Annotated in this window: 8 protein-coding genes; 3 read left to right on the top strand and 5 right to left on the bottom strand. The window is 56.2% G+C overall.

What is annotated here, in order from left to right; translation table 11 throughout:
• Nucleotides 1–28: 28 nt before the first annotated feature.
• From CLV83_RS05295 to CLV83_RS05275, 5 genes are all read right to left on the bottom strand, one after another.
• Nucleotides 29–3,211 (bottom strand): efflux RND transporter permease subunit, encoded by a 3,183-nt coding sequence (locus CLV83_RS05295; RefSeq protein WP_132288524.1) that lies wholly within the window; start codon nucleotides 3,209–3,211, stop codon nucleotides 29–31.
• A 9-nt stretch (nucleotides 3,212–3,220) separates the two neighbouring features.
• On the bottom strand, nucleotides 3,221–4,894 hold the full coding sequence (locus tag CLV83_RS05290; protein ID WP_132288521.1) for an efflux RND transporter periplasmic adaptor subunit: 1,674 nt from the start codon (nucleotides 4,892–4,894) through the stop codon (nucleotides 3,221–3,223).
• Nucleotides 4,895–6,217, bottom strand: coding sequence for a TolC family protein (locus CLV83_RS05285; protein WP_132288518.1), 1,323 nt, complete (start codon nucleotides 6,215–6,217; stop codon nucleotides 4,895–4,897).
• A gap of 126 nt (nucleotides 6,218–6,343) precedes the next feature.
• Nucleotides 6,344–6,556 (bottom strand): hypothetical protein, encoded by a 213-nt coding sequence (locus tag CLV83_RS05280; RefSeq protein ID WP_132288515.1) that lies wholly within the window; start codon nucleotides 6,554–6,556, stop codon nucleotides 6,344–6,346.
• A 436-nt stretch (nucleotides 6,557–6,992) separates the two neighbouring features.
• Entirely contained in the window at nucleotides 6,993–7,487 is a 495-nt protein-coding gene (locus CLV83_RS05275; protein WP_132288512.1) for a sigma-70 family RNA polymerase sigma factor, read from the bottom strand.
• A gap of 265 nt (nucleotides 7,488–7,752) precedes the next feature.
• Here CLV83_RS05275 and CLV83_RS05270 point away from each other — a divergent pair, with 265 nt between their 5' ends.
• The 3 genes from CLV83_RS05270 (at nucleotide 7,753) to CLV83_RS05260 (ending at nucleotide 14,023) form a co-directional block, all read left to right on the top strand.
• Nucleotides 7,753–8,772: a FecR family protein gene (locus CLV83_RS05270; protein WP_132288509.1), complete on the top strand. Its 1,020-nt coding sequence runs from the start codon at nucleotides 7,753–7,755 to the stop codon at nucleotides 8,770–8,772.
• Between the two features lie 97 nt (nucleotides 8,773–8,869).
• On the top strand, nucleotides 8,870–11,347 hold the full coding sequence (locus tag CLV83_RS05265) for a TonB-dependent siderophore receptor (protein WP_207894734.1): 2,478 nt from the start codon (nucleotides 8,870–8,872) through the stop codon (nucleotides 11,345–11,347).
• 240 nt (nucleotides 11,348–11,587) lie between these two features.
• Nucleotides 11,588–14,023: a TonB-dependent siderophore receptor gene (locus CLV83_RS05260; RefSeq protein WP_132288506.1), complete on the top strand. Its 2,436-nt coding sequence runs from the start codon at nucleotides 11,588–11,590 to the stop codon at nucleotides 14,021–14,023.
• Nucleotides 14,024–14,316 lie beyond the last annotated feature (293 nt).

The following is a 14,316-nucleotide window of genomic DNA, read 5'->3' as shown; positions in this document are numbered from 1 at the left end:
TTCAGTTTTTCGGATTTTTAAATGCTGATTAAGCAACGGGGTTATTCCCCGGTGCCTGGGGTGGTTCGGCGTAGATCTCTTTCAAGGAGAGCTGTTTCAGGGAGTGCAGGCGGCGCAGGTAGTACACTGCCGGCAGCACCAGCAGCGTCAGGATCACGGCGCTAACCATGCCGCCGACCATCGGGGCGGCGATACGGCTCATCACTTCGGATCCGGTGCCTGTGCCGTAAAGGATCGGCAGCAGGCCGATAATGATCGACGCTGCGGTCATCATCACCGGGCGCACACGCAGACCCGCCCCGTGTAGCACCGCATGGCGCAGGGTTTCCTCACGCGGCAGCACATGCTGGGCGGCGCAGCGCTCAAGCATCTCGCGCCAGGACTGGTTCAGGTACACCAGCATGATCACGCCTATCTCCACCGCCACACCGGCCAGGGCGATAAAGCCCACGCCCACCGCGATGGAGAAGTTGAAGTTCTCCCAGTACATCAGCCAGACGCTACCCACCATGGCCAGCGGCAGTGTGCCCATGATGATCGCCACCTCGGTGAAGTTGCGGAAGTTGATAAACAGCAGCACGACAATGATCGCCAGGGTCAGCGGAATCACGTAGGTGAGTTTTTCCTTCGCCCTTTGCATGTATTCGTACTGGCCGGACCAGGACACCGAATATCCGGCGGGAAGATCCAACTGCTCTTCCACCGTTGCGCGGGCCTGCTCCACGTAGGAACCCAGATCTACACCCTCGATATCGATAAAGGCCCAGCCGTTCAGCCGTGCGTTCTCGCTCTTGATCCCTGGCGGCCCCTCTTCCACGTAGATATCCGCCACATCGCCCAGGGCGATACGCTGCCCCGCCGGAGTAACGATCGGCAGCAGTGCGAGCTGTTCCGGTGAGTCGCGGTAATCCTGCGGATAGCGCAGGTTGATCGGGTAGCGTTCCAACCCTTCAATGGTCTGGGCCACGTTCATTCCGCCGATGGCGCTGGCGACGATCTGCTGGATATCGGCGATATTCAGGCCATAACGCGCCGCATTCAGGCGATTGATATCCACCTTGATGTAACGCCCTCCGGCCACTCGCTCGGAGTACACCGACGCTGTGCCCGGCACATCCTTGAGAATGGTTTCGAGCTGCTGGCCGATCGCCTGGATCTGATTCAGATCGGGACCCGCGATCTTCACGCCTACCGGGGTTTTGATACCGGTGGCCAGCATGTCGATACGGGTCTTGATCGGCATCACCCAGGCGTTGGTCACGCCGGGATACTTCACCAGGGCATCCAGCTCCTGACGCAGGCTGTCGGTGGTGACACCTTCGCGCCATTCGTAACGGGGTTTAAGCTGGATAAAGGTCTCGATCATGGTCATCGGCGCCGGGTCGGTGGCGGTTTCCGCGCGCCCTACCTTGCCGAATACCGTTTCCACCTCTGGGATAGTGCTGATCAGCTTGTCGGTCTGTTGCAGTACCTGGCGCGCCTGCCCCACGGAGATACCGGGATAGGTGGTCGGCATATACATCAGATCGCCCTCATCCAGTGAGGGGATGAACTCGCTGCCGATCTTGTCCAGCGGCCAGAAGCCCGCCGCCAACACCAGCACCGCGCCAACCAGAACGGTTTTCGGATACTGCAGCACCGCTTTCAGCGTCGGCATGTAGATGGCGGTGAGCAGTTTGTTGATCGGATTCTTGTGCTCCGCCAGCACCTTGCCTCGGATGAAGTAACCCATCAGCACCGGCACCAGGGTAATCGCCAGCGCCGCCGCGGCCGCCATGGCGTAGGTCTTGGTGAATGCCAGCGGAGAGAACATCCGTCCCTCCTGGGATTCCAGCGTGAACACCGGCACAAAGCTGATGGTGATAATCAACAGGCTGAAGAACAGCGCCGGCCCCACTTCACAGGCGGACTCCGCCACCACCTGCCAGCGATTTTCCTTGGTCAGCGCTGTGCGTTCCATATGCTTGTGCATGTTCTCGATCATGACGATGGCGCCATCGATCATCGCGCCGATAGCGATGGCGATACCGCCCAGCGACATGATGTTGGCGTTGATCCCCTGCAGGTGCATGACGCCAAAGGCGGCGAGAATACCCACCGGCAGACTGACGATCGCTACCAGCGAAGAGCGGATATGAAACAGGAACAGCACGCATACAAGGGCAACGACAATGAACTCCTCCAGCAGCTTGTGCCAGAGATTTTCCACCGCGCGGCCGATAAGGCCGGAACGGTCATAGACGGTCACCACCTCAACGCCTTCCGGCAGACCTGCTTTCAGCGTTTCCAGCTTGGCCTTCACGCCGTCGATGGTTTTCTGCGCATTTTCACCAAAGCGCATCACCACGACGCCGCCAACCACTTCGCCCTCGCCATTAAGCTCGGCGACGCCACGGCGCATCTGCGGTCCTGTGCCGATCTCGGCCACATCCTTGAGTAGCAGCGGCGTACCGTTTTGATTCACGCCCAGCGGGATATTTTCCAGGTCTTCCACGCCCTGGATATAGCCGGTAGCACGAACCATGTACTCCGCTTCAGCCATCTCGATAACCGACGCGCCCACCTCCTGGTTACCGCGTCGAATGGCGTTCTGAACATTAGAGAGCGGCATACCCAGCGCGCGCAGTTTTTCGGGATTCACGCGCACCTGGTACTGCTTCACCATACCGCCGATGGGCGCCACTTCAGACACACCGGGAACGGTCTGCAGCTCGTATTTCAGGAACCAGTCCTGCAGTGAACGCAGCTCGCTAATGTCGTGCTGGCCGGTTTTATCCTGCAGGGCGTAGAGGTATACCCAGCCAACGCCGGTAGCATCGGGGCCCAGCTGCGGACGGGCATTTTCCGGCAGTGAAGGCGCTACCTGCGAGAGGTATTCCAGCACCCGGCTGCGCGCCCAATAGATATCGGTATCCTCGTTGAAGATCACGTAAACGTAGGAATCACCGAAAAAGGAGTAGCCGCGCACCGTTTCCGCACCGGGCACCGACAGCATGGCCGTGGTCAGCGGATAGGTCACCTGATCCTCAACCACCTGTGGCGCCTGCCCCGCGTAGCTGGTCTTGATGATCACCTGCACATCGGAGAGGTCCGGTATCGCATCCACTGGAGTGTTCTTCAGCGAGAACAAGCCCCAACCTATGATCACCAGCGTAGCCAGCAACACAAAGAACCTGTTGCCGACAGACCAGCGAATTATCGATTCGATCATATCGCCTCCTTACTGCTGGCCGGCCGGGTTGGCGTTGTGATTGCTATGATCCATGGTTTGATCAGCGCCCTGGTCAGCCCCGGATTCCATCGCTGAATGATCCATAGAAGAGTGATCCATACCGGACATATCATCCGAGCTGGAGCCACTCATCTCCCCGCCCTGCGCACCTGCCGCCGGTTCGGTGACATAAATATCGTTAACCTGGTAACCGCCCTCTTCGAGCTTACGGATCTCGATCTGCGCCTTGTCACCGGGATTAAGCGTACTCAGGTCGACCCATTCGGATACGCTGAAGTCCATCTTCATCTCCGGCCAGTTCCACTCCGGGATCGCCGCGTGATCGACGTTGATCTTCAGATCGTCCGGCATCAGCTTGTTGATCTGGGCGTCTGCCCAGACACTGGTGGGTACTTCGGCCGGTTGCTCGGCTGTATCGCTCTCATCCGGCTGATGCATCCGCTTGAAGTCGGAGGTTTTGCTAGATTCAGAGTCCAGCAGGAACTGCGCGGAGGTCACCACCTGCTCACCGGCGCTGAGGCCATCGAGTATCTCGATACGCGAACCATCGCTGCGACCGGTATTCACCGCCACCGACTTGAAGCGTCCTTCTCCCAGGGCCAGCACAACGCGATTCTGCTGGCCGCTGCGGATCACCGCCTCACGCGGAACGCTGAGCACCGGTTCGCTGCTCTGATTGAGGATTCTGACCTCCGCGAACATATTGGGTTTGAGTTCCCGGTCCGGGTTGGCAAAGCGCAGGCGTACTCTCAGGGTGCGGGTGTTCGGGTCCAGGGTCGGGTAGACATAATCCACCTCTCCGTCCCATTCACGGCCGGGCAGGTAATCAAGCCGCATCACCACCGGCAGCCCCTGTTTGATCAGGTTCGACTGACGCTCGAACACTTCCGCCTCAACCCAGACTTCATCCAGGGCGCCCACCGACATCAGCGTCATGCCCGGCTTCACGTAGAAGCCTTCGCGCACGGCGAAGTCGTCGATAACGCCATCGGCGGGGGCGTAGAAGGTTACGGTCTGCAGCGTACGGCGATTACGCTTCAGCGTTCCGATCACGGAATCGGAAACGTTCAGTGAGCGCAGGCGCGCTTCGGCAGCGTTGGTCAAACGGGAATCGCCCCGGCTCAGTGCAAACAGCAGCTCCTCCTGGGCGTTGACCAGTTCCGGTGAATAGAGATCGTAGAGTGGCTGACCCTGCTTAACAGGTTCCCCGGCGGCTTTGACGTAGAGCTTTTCGATCCAGCCCTCGACACGGGGGTGAATATGGACGATGCGATCTTCGCTGTACTGAATATATCCGACGGTGCGGACTTCAAAGTTGAGGCTCGATTCGGCGACTTCGCCGGTACGAACGCCCAGGTTGTTGACCACTTCCGGCGCGATGCTGATAGTGCCGGCACCCTCGTCCGGGCCGCTGTTCTGGTCTTCGGCATAGACCGGAATAAGATCCATCCCCATGGGGGATTTGCCGGGCTGGTCACGCCGGTAGTTAGGATCCATCGGTGCCACCCAGTAAAGCGGTTCCGGCTCGCCACTGGCGGACGCGCCCGTTTCACCACCGCCCGGTTGCGTTAGATAAACAGCACCCGCACCCACCGCGATACCGGCCACCAGCAGCGCGAGCGACTTGATCGCTCCCTTGCCGTTATTTGCTCCATTACTCATTTATCGTCCCTCGCTATCGACGCTGGTCAGCAGGTAGTTGATCTGCGCAAGCTGCTTCTGCTGCTGTGCTGAAAGCTCAATCAGAGCCAGGTGGTTATCCAGTTCGCTGATACGCGCGCGCACCACCTCGGCAAAGTCGCCATCATCAGAGGTGTAGGCATTCAGCGCCGCTTCGGCGGCCTCATGGCTCTGCGGTAACAGCTGCTGCTGATACAGCGCGATGCGATCGCTGGCGTTCAGATAGCCCGCCTTGGCGTTGTCGAAGGCGGAGACCAGTTGCCGCAGTTTCAGCAGGCGTTCGGTACGCACCGCTTCGACGCGGGAGCTGGCGGCGTCCACCTCACTGTCCTGCTTACGGGTCGAAAACAGCGGCATCTCCACACTGACGCCAACGCTCATCAGATCGGCACGATCCGAGCCCATGGCATCGTCACCGCGATAGCCATAGCTGGCGGAGAGGCCCCACTGCGGTTTGTACTTCTGCTCGGCCAGATCCACATCAGTGCGGGACAGTTCGATCTGGCGATCAAACAGCTGAATGGACGGGTGGCCGATAAACCGCCTGGCGTTGGTGATCTGCTCCAGAGCGGTTTCGCTGCTGGCGAGCTGCGGCGTAGCTGTCGGGAATTCGAGGGCTGTTGAAGCGGAAATCTCCGCATCGTCAGTCTCTACGTTGAGCAACCACTCAGAGAGTTTTGCGCTGGCCATATCGCGCTGCTGCTGCAGACGTGACAGGCGATTTTCGAGCTGGGTCAGTTCCAGTTGCGCCCGGATCAGATCCTGCTGACGGGTGCGTCCCAGAGCCGAGACGTAGCTGGAAGTGGTTACATCGACGAGCTGCTCAAACAGCGCCCGGTTGTCATCGATAAGGTCGATGCTGCGCTGCGCCTGCCAGGCGTCCAGCCAAAGCTGGCTCACTTCCATGCGCACCCGCGCCTTGCGCTCTTCACGCAGTAGCGGCTGCATATCGGCCTGCTGGGCAAACTTGCTGGAGTTCAGCTCAAGCGTATCGCCGCGGGGGATCATCTGGGAGACGCCGAACACCAGTTGCGTCATCGGCTCCTGGTTAAAGTCCAGCGTATCGCTGGGCATATTGGCCAGCGCCAGGTTGAACCTGGGGTCCGGTAAGCGACCCGCAGCATCGCCCATGGAACGTTGCGATGACTCGTTAAACTGGCTGGTTTTGATCCAGGTATCCGACGCCAGAGCGCGGTTTACCGCGTCTTCAAGTGTCAGTGGCGCCGCCTGAACGGCAGGTAGATAAGCCAGAGCACCGGTGCCGATCAGGCACAGCAAGGCTCCGGAAGATTTAAAGAGATACAAGATACTGTCCTCACGCCTGGGCGACCGGACATCGATAATGCAATGGCCGCCCTACGAAAATTCGTAAATCCAATTCAAAAAACGAAAAGGAGATCGGTTGGACTGCAGTTAGCTGCAGCCTGAGGATCAGGCGGTTTTCGGAGGTTGGCCCAGCGGAGGCAGAGGCAGCAGAAGCGGACGCGGTGAGAGTCGCGGCCAGGACTGGTTAAGGTCCGGGGAGATTGAAGCGGGAAACACCTTGGCGATGGCGTGGGCGGCGCTGCAATGCTGCAGCTGGCAGTCATCCTGCCCGACACAGCTATTCCAGGCGTTCGAATCCTCACCTGAACCGGAGCTCATCGAGGTACAGCCGTTTGCATGATCGCTATTGGCGCCGGCCACTGTGTGCGCACTGCCGGTAAGGGTTTGATCAGTCGAAGCTTGTCCCGCTGAAAGGTGCTTTATCATCTCATGGGCCGAACCCGTGTGAGGCATGCTGGCGGATGACAGATTCCCAGAGGACATACCCTTCGACGACATCAGCCCCATATGTGCGCTAGCGCCGGCAACAGTGAACATCTGGGTTATCAAAGTGATAACCAGAAGCCAGACTGTTTTGGAAAAGCGCTTTGGGTGGTTCATGGACTGTAAACAGGTCGCTCGCTCGAAGAGAGGACTAAATCTAATACGATTTTACGCTTTTGACCAGTAGGCCTTTGTTCTTCCATGGAAAAAGCCCCGTGCTGGTCCGCGCGTAAACCTGTTCCGCCTACCGGCCAGAGCGTAAGCAGTGAACCTAACTTTGAGCCGCTTCCAGCTCCTGTACGCGGATACGGCAGTGTTTCATGGCGTTTACTATATGCTTCTGCACCATGCTGGTGGAGATCTGCATCCGCTCAGCGATCTGGGCGTGTGACAGTTTCTCCAGTTTTCGCAGCAAAAAAGCCTCGCGGCAGTTATCCGAGAGTTCATTCAGCGCTCGCTGCATCAACTGGGTTTTCTGCTCCTGGTAGAGCTGCGATACAGGATGTTCAGGCTCGTTAAGTGAACTTCTATCGACAGTGTCCACGATCTCCAGTGGCTCCAGCGGTAAGCGTTTCTCGCGTCGATACAGATCGATCGATAGATTGATGGCGGTGCGATAGAGAAAGGCGCGGGGATTATCCAACACCGCCAGGTTACCGCTTTCCAGTACACGCACGTAGGCATCGTGCGCCACATCCGCCGCCCGCTGCCGATCGCGCAGCCGCGAGGTCAGGTATCCAACCAGTTCGTTATAATAGTGTTCCATCGTCCGCTGATACTCCGAACCCAAAGCTCAAGGCCGAACTTCCGCTGTGCCCCATCCGTTCCCCAGTCAGCGAGAAAGGCTGTTACTGAGCGGGCACACTTTGTTCTAAATCTAACTTATAATAATTCGCATCTTTGTTAAAGAGCTCGCAGGATACTGGTTATAATCCGTGGTTGGGCGACTGCCAAAGAGTTGAAATCCCACTAACGGGATGACAATCTTCGCAGCTACCCTTTCTTGAGATACGCAGATAAGACAGCTATTGATGAGCCATTCAGACACCAACACGCTCGATACAGAAGCCCGGGAACGGCTGGCTGAACAGGCCGCGTATTGGTGTATGCGTGTTGATGACGGCGACCTTACCAGCGACGAGCAGACAAGCTTTCAGCGCTGGATCAACAGCTCGCCAGAGCATAAAGCCGAGTACGAAGCGATGCTTGAGATCTCGGCGCTGGGAGACCAACTGCCTCCGGACTTCGCTCCGTCAGCGGCTTCGTCAGCCGATCTTTCAAGAGTCAGCCCTCTTCCCAGAGCGCTCATGCGCAACAAACCTTTTCGCTTTGCCCAGGCAGCGGTGGCGGCAGGTCTGCTTGTGCTGGCTGGTGGAATCTTTGGTTGGAATCAGGGCTACGTGCCCAACGCCTACACTCGCTATAGCACCGATAACGAGCTCCGGGTCGCTGATCTGCCTGATGGTTCCCAGGTCGAGATCAACCGCAACTCGGTAATCTCATTCGCCAATTTTCGTGATCGGCGCTCCGTAACACTGAGCCGCGGTGAAGCGTTTTTTACCGTTGAGCATGACGCCGAGCACCCGTTTATCGTCCACGCCGGTGACCGGGATATCATCGTCACCGGCACCCGGTTCAATGTCTGGAGCTATAATGGCGAGGTGCGCGTTACCCTGCAGGAAGGCGCAGTCAGGGTGCAGCCGCAAACCAACCCTGAATCAGGCAGCGTTAACCTTGAGCCGGGTATGCAACTGGTCTATACGGACGACAATCTGCGCTCCCGTGTCAGCCCTGTGGATGTGGAGGAAGCCCTCTCCTGGGTCGATGGCAAATTGGTGCTGGACGACCTCTCTCTGCGCGAAGCCCTGCCACTGATCAACCGCTACCTGGAGGAGCCGGTCGTCCTCGCGAGCCCGGAAGTGGCCGAGTTGCGTGTCGGCGGCATCTATAACACCGCCAATATTGAGGAGCTCGTCCGCACACTGCCACGGATATTGCCGGTGCGTATCAGCCAGCGTGGCAACGATCAGCTGGTTATCAGCCTGCGCTAAAAATATTTTTCACAAATCGATTCCCAAATTTCAACTCGCCATCGTCTTACTGGTAACGATAACCATTTCCAGTTAACGATTGCATCCGGGAATCCCTATGCCAACGCAGCCAGCACTGAACCGCCTAAACCAGGCCATTCTTAAAACCCGTGCCTTCCACCTGTCCCGCTACTCCGCCAGCGCCGCACTCCTCGCCGCGCTTAGCGCTCCCGTCGCTATGCAGGTGCAGGCCGCCGAGGCCACATTCAATATTCCAGCACAGAACCTCAGCCAGGCGCTGAACACCTTTGGTCAGCAGTCGGGTTATCAAGTGCTATACAGCCCGAATGATCTCGCCGGTCTTACCAGCTCTGCGGTTGAAGGAAGGATGGAAGTGAACTCCGCCCTCTCCCGCTTACTGCAGGGAACATCGCTGAACTACAGCATCAAGGGGTCAAGTATCACCGTGTCGTCCGGTAACGGCGACAGCGCATCCCTGTCCGCGATCACGGTGACAGGCGTTGCTGCGAGCAATCTGACTGAAAACACCGGTTCCTATACCACGGCTGGTCCAACCACGACCGCCACCAAACTGCCGATGACGCTGAAAGAAACGCCGCAGTCAGTCAGCATTATCACCCGTGCAAGGATGGAGGATCAGGGCCTTGAAACGATCAGAGATGTGCTAGAGCAGACACCCGGAATAACGGTACAAGAGCTTGGCTCAGAGCGCTACACCATCTATTCGCGTGGTTACGTGATAGATACCTACTCGATAGACGGCATACCCACCTATTCAATTTCATCGACTCAGGCGACGCCTCAAGGGCTGTCTGATATGGCAATCTATGACCACATCGAAGTTTTGCGCGGTGCCAACGGCTTAATGTCTGGCGCAGGCGACCCTTCAGGTACCATTAATATGGTGCGTAAACGTCCCACCTCGGTATTTCAAGGCTCGATTACCGGAACAACCGGCTCTTGGGATCTTTATGGTTCGCAACTTGACCTCTCTGGCCCTTTAAATGAAGCAGGAACGGTGCGTGGACGCATGGTGGGAGCTTATCGCCAAGGCGATAGTTTCATTGACTACTATGAAACAGAGAAAACCGTATTGTACGGTGTACTCGAAGCCGATCTCAGCGACTCAACGCTCCTGACTTTGGGTGTAGATTATCAGGAGGACGCTCCGCGAGGCTCCACTGGCTCTGGCTTCCCACTATTCTACGATGACGGTTCACGAACCGACTTTTCACGCTCAACCAGCCACGCCGCAAAATGGTCATCCGATAACAAAAAGACCTACACCGCGTTCGCAACCCTTGAACAACAGCTGAACGAGGACTGGAGCTTTACCTTGGCGGCAAACTATATGGACCTCGATAGGCAGTTCAGCGGTGCCTACGCCGGCTGGGGATTCTTCAACGAGGAGACTGGCGATGGAATTCGTCTCTACGGTGGCTCCGGCGCGACCTATCAAACTCAAACCGGGTTAGACCTTCACTTAAATGGCAGCTTCGGTGCGTTTGGCCAGCAGCATGACCTGGTGTTCGGTTACAGTTACTCCCAATTCGCTAATAGCCACGAACCAGACTACGGCACCGATGTGGAGGGGAACTACGTCAACTTCTATACATGGGGCAATAACCCGCCGCGCCCCCTGTCAGGGTTTGGCCTGTTATATGATCTGGATACCGTCATCCACCAACGAGGCGTTTATCTGGCGACACACTTGAACCCTACCGATAACTTAGCGTTGATCCTGGGGACCCGTAGTTCCGATTACGACTACGATTACTCTCTTGAATACGTTGAGGGGACAGGCTCAAACCGATATTCACAGTACAACGAAAGCGGAGTGGTCACACCTTATGCGGGCATCGTCTATGACCTGACTCCTCAGCACTCGATTTACGCCAGCTATACCAGCATCTTCCAGCCACAAAGCTATCAGGATGAGAGCGGACAACTCCTTGAGCCCGAAACCGGCGACAACTATGAGGTGGGACTGAAAAGTGAGCTGTTTGATGGCCGTGTGAATACCGCAATTGCACTCTATGAAATTAAGCAGGACAACCTTGCTGAAGCATCCGGCGGCGTTGTTGAGGGTACAACGACCTCTGCTTACAGAGCGGTTGATGGTGCGACAACGCGCGGACTGGATATCGAGATAAATGGTCAAATCACTCCTCGATGGAATATATCAGCCAGCTACAGCCATAGTTTGATACAAGACTCGGACGGTGAGCGGCTCTCTTCCGTCGCCCCGAAAAACATGGTGAAACTCTGGACTACCTATACCCCGGCTTATTTCGGTAACAAACTGACACTTGGTGGCGGCGTAAACTGGCAGAGTGATATCTACTTTTCAGCCACGACCTGGCAGGTACCCGGAGTAGTATTCGAGGCAGAGCAAGACGGTTACACTGTCGTCGACCTCATGGGCAAATACCAGTTCAATCCAAATCTCTCTGCTACCGTTAACGTAAACAACCTCTTTGATGAAGAGTACATGAGCTCAATTGAAAGCACTTTCCTGAGCGGTTACTACGGTGAACCGAGAAACCTGATGCTGACGATGAAATATCAGTTCTAGCCTCTCCCTTGCGAGATATTCATCGACAAAGGGTCTCACCAAAGGCCCTCCTACCGATTGACTGCCACTGCTAAGATTTCGACCGGTCCGTTCACGTTTTGCAGTTATCGGACCGGATTTTCATAAGCCTCTTCAACAAGTCGGAAATTTTTTCAGAAATCGATTCCCGAATTTCAGCTCACCATCGTCTTACTGGTAACGATAACCATTTCCAGTTAACGATTGCATCCGGGAATCCCTATGCCAACGCAGCCAGCACTTAACCGCCTAAACCAGGCCATTCGTAAAACCCGTGCCTTCCACCTGCCCCGCTACTCCGCCAGCGCCGTACTCCTTGCCGCGCTTAGCGCTCCAATCGCCATGCAGGTGCAGGCCGCCGAGGCCACATTCAATATTCCAGCACAGAACCTCAGCCAGGCGCTGAACACCTTTGGCCGGCAGTCGGGTTATCAAGTGCTATACAGCCCGAATGATCTCGCCGGTCTTACCAGCTCTGCGGTTGAAGGACGGATGGAAGTGAACTCCGCCCTCTCCCGCTTACTGCAGGGAACATCTATGAACTACAGCATCGAGGGTTCAAGTATCACGGTGTCGTCCGGTAACGGCGACAGCGCATCCCTGTCGACTATCAAGGTTGAGGGCGACTCTGATTTTGCTCGCGGCGTTACCGAGAACACCGGTTCCTACACCACTGGCGCCACATCAACAGCGACCAAAATGAACCTGTCTATTCGGGAGACGCCGCAGTCGGTCAGTGTGATTACCCAGCAGAAAATCGAGGACCAGAATTACCAGACAGTGGATGAAGCGCTCCAGGACACCACAGGTATCAACGTATCGCGGGTTGGAGCAACGCGCTGGGAGTATATTTCGCGCGGCGCGACTATCGATAATATTCAATACGACGGGGTCTCGAGCCACGTACATTACTATGCCCGTGACATCATCGGCGATGATGTGATGGCGATGTATGACCGGGTCGAGGTGGTCCGTGGTGCGACCGGCCTTACCCAGGGTGCTGGCGACCCTTCTGCTTCCATAAACCTGGTACGAAAGAGACCCACCGCTGAAAACCAAACCTCTATCAGTGGCAGCGCTTCCGTTTTCGGTAATGGACGCCTGACCTTTGATACCTCCGGTGCGTTAAATGAAAGTGAAACCCTGCGTGGGCGCTTTGTTTCTTCGGTGCAGGGCGGCGATGACTTTGAAGAGGATAGCGAGCGTGAAAACTATCTTTATTATGCGGTACTTGATGCAGACCTGACCGAAAGCACACTGCTCAGCCTGGGCCTCAGTCATCAGAAAACCCACCATGACGGTTACTCCTGGGGTGGCTTTCCCACCAAAACCGACGGTTCTTTCTATGATTTACGCCCCGAAGATAACCTGGCGGCAGACTGGGAGTATCTCGACAGGGAAGAGAATGCGGCCTACCTCGATCTGGAGCAGGCACTGGCCAACGAGTGGAAATTAAAGGTTTCAGGGCGATACTCCAAGGCGCAATCGGAGATGCTCGCTTCCTACACCTGGCGCTACAGTGGCGATCTGGTGAAGGATGTACGTGCCTACGACTACGATCATAAGGCGCGCTCTCTCGATATTCATGCCAACGGTCCATTCGATCTGTTTGGCCGTGAACACAAACTGGTCATCGGCGCCAACTACGACCAGGAGATACTCTCCTATCTCGGCGGCTCCGGCACACGCCTTCCAATCGATCCGGAAAACTGGGACCCATCTTCAACGGAACGCCAGCATATCGACGTTGGCTCCATACTCGCCACCTACGACCAGAAACAGTACGGTCTTTACAGCGCACTGCAACTCAACCCGATGGACGATCTCAATCTGGTACTGGGTACCCGGGTGAGTTGGTTTGATTATGGATCGGAAACCACATTCGCCAGCTGGAGCGACTATCAGGAGGACGGCTATGTCTTGCCTTACTACGGCCTCACTTACGACCTCAGCGATACGCTGACCGCCTACACCAGCTATACCGAGATATTCCAGCCTCAGCAGAACTACGATATCAGCGGTTCACTGCTGCCCCCCGAAGAGGGCAACAACAAAGAAATTGGCCTCAAGTTTGAGTCTCTGGATGGCCGGTTTAATGGCTCCATTGCGCTGTTTGAAACCAATCGCGACAACCTCGCCACCCGTCTGGATAACGTCAACTACTGTAACCCGGCGTTCTCAAGCTGTTACGAGGCCGCAGAGCGTGTTCGCACCCGCGGATTTGAAATTGATGCTTCCGGCGAGATCACCGACCGCTGGAATCTATCGGCCGGCTATACCTACTCAGAATCGGAATATGTCGAGGGAGCTAACAAAGGTGAAACCTATTATTCCTACAATACGCCACGCCACTCTTTCAAACTCTCATCGGTTTACCAACTGGGTGGAGATCTGTATCGCTTCAGTATTGGCGGCAGCATGCGTGCGCAAAGCAAAATCTACAAAACCGGTACCGGCTATCGCATAGAGCAGCCGTCCTACGCGGTCTTCGATGCGATGACAAAGTATCAGATGAATCCGCAAACCCGCTTGCAACTGAACATCAACAATATCTTCGATAAAGAGTATTACTCGTCATTAGGCGGCTCGGGTACGAACTATGGGCCGTTCATGGGTGAGCCTCGCAACATCACACTATCCTTCAAACACGACTTTTGAGGCGCTTCACTCTCGGCCCAACGAGTATCGGCAAGTTACGCCGATACTCGTCTCTTCAAATTTGTTGTCCTGAAATATTACTGCTTAGATTTGAGTTACAAATATTCAGCGTCCACCGACCGGGCTTAAGTCTTCGAACCAAGCCAGGCGCCTCGCCTTTTCCTCAGACCGAATACTTATCAGTCAGTGGCCGTCCTAATACTTAAGACCCAGCCCTCTACGACCCGGGAACAGGAGGCTTTGGAATTAGGTGTTTTTCCCCCGCATCCCGAGCTCAGGTCCCGGGAAAACAG

The sequence above is a fragment of the Marinobacterium mangrovicola genome, from assembly GCF_004339595.1.
GTDB lineage: Bacteria > Pseudomonadota > Gammaproteobacteria > Pseudomonadales > Balneatricaceae > Marinobacterium_D > Marinobacterium_D mangrovicola.
Note: the sequence above shows the minus strand (reverse complement) of the source record. Positions and strands in the feature narration are given on the sequence as shown.

What these genes read in the sequence shown, in the direction of transcription:
- CLV83_RS05275 (WP_132288512.1), bottom strand. Translation starts at nt 7,487, where the DNA reads ATGGAACACTATTATAACGAACTGGTTGGATACCTGACCTCGCGGCTG.
- CLV83_RS05280 (WP_132288515.1), bottom strand. Translation starts at nt 6,556, where the DNA reads ATGAGCTCCGGTTCAGGTGAGGATTCGAACGCCTGGAATAGCTGTGTC.
- CLV83_RS05265 (WP_207894734.1), top strand. Translation starts at nt 8,870, where the DNA reads ATGCCAACGCAGCCAGCACTGAACCGCCTAAACCAGGCCATTCTTAAA.
- CLV83_RS05295 (WP_132288524.1), bottom strand. Translation starts at nt 3,211, where the DNA reads ATGATCGAATCGATAATTCGCTGGTCTGTCGGCAACAGGTTCTTTGTG.
- CLV83_RS05260 (WP_132288506.1), top strand. Translation starts at nt 11,588, where the DNA reads ATGCCAACGCAGCCAGCACTTAACCGCCTAAACCAGGCCATTCGTAAA.
- CLV83_RS05290 (WP_132288521.1), bottom strand. Translation starts at nt 4,894, where the DNA reads ATGAGTAATGGAGCAAATAACGGCAAGGGAGCGATCAAGTCGCTCGCG.
- CLV83_RS05270 (WP_132288509.1), top strand. Translation starts at nt 7,753, where the DNA reads ATGAGCCATTCAGACACCAACACGCTCGATACAGAAGCCCGGGAACGG.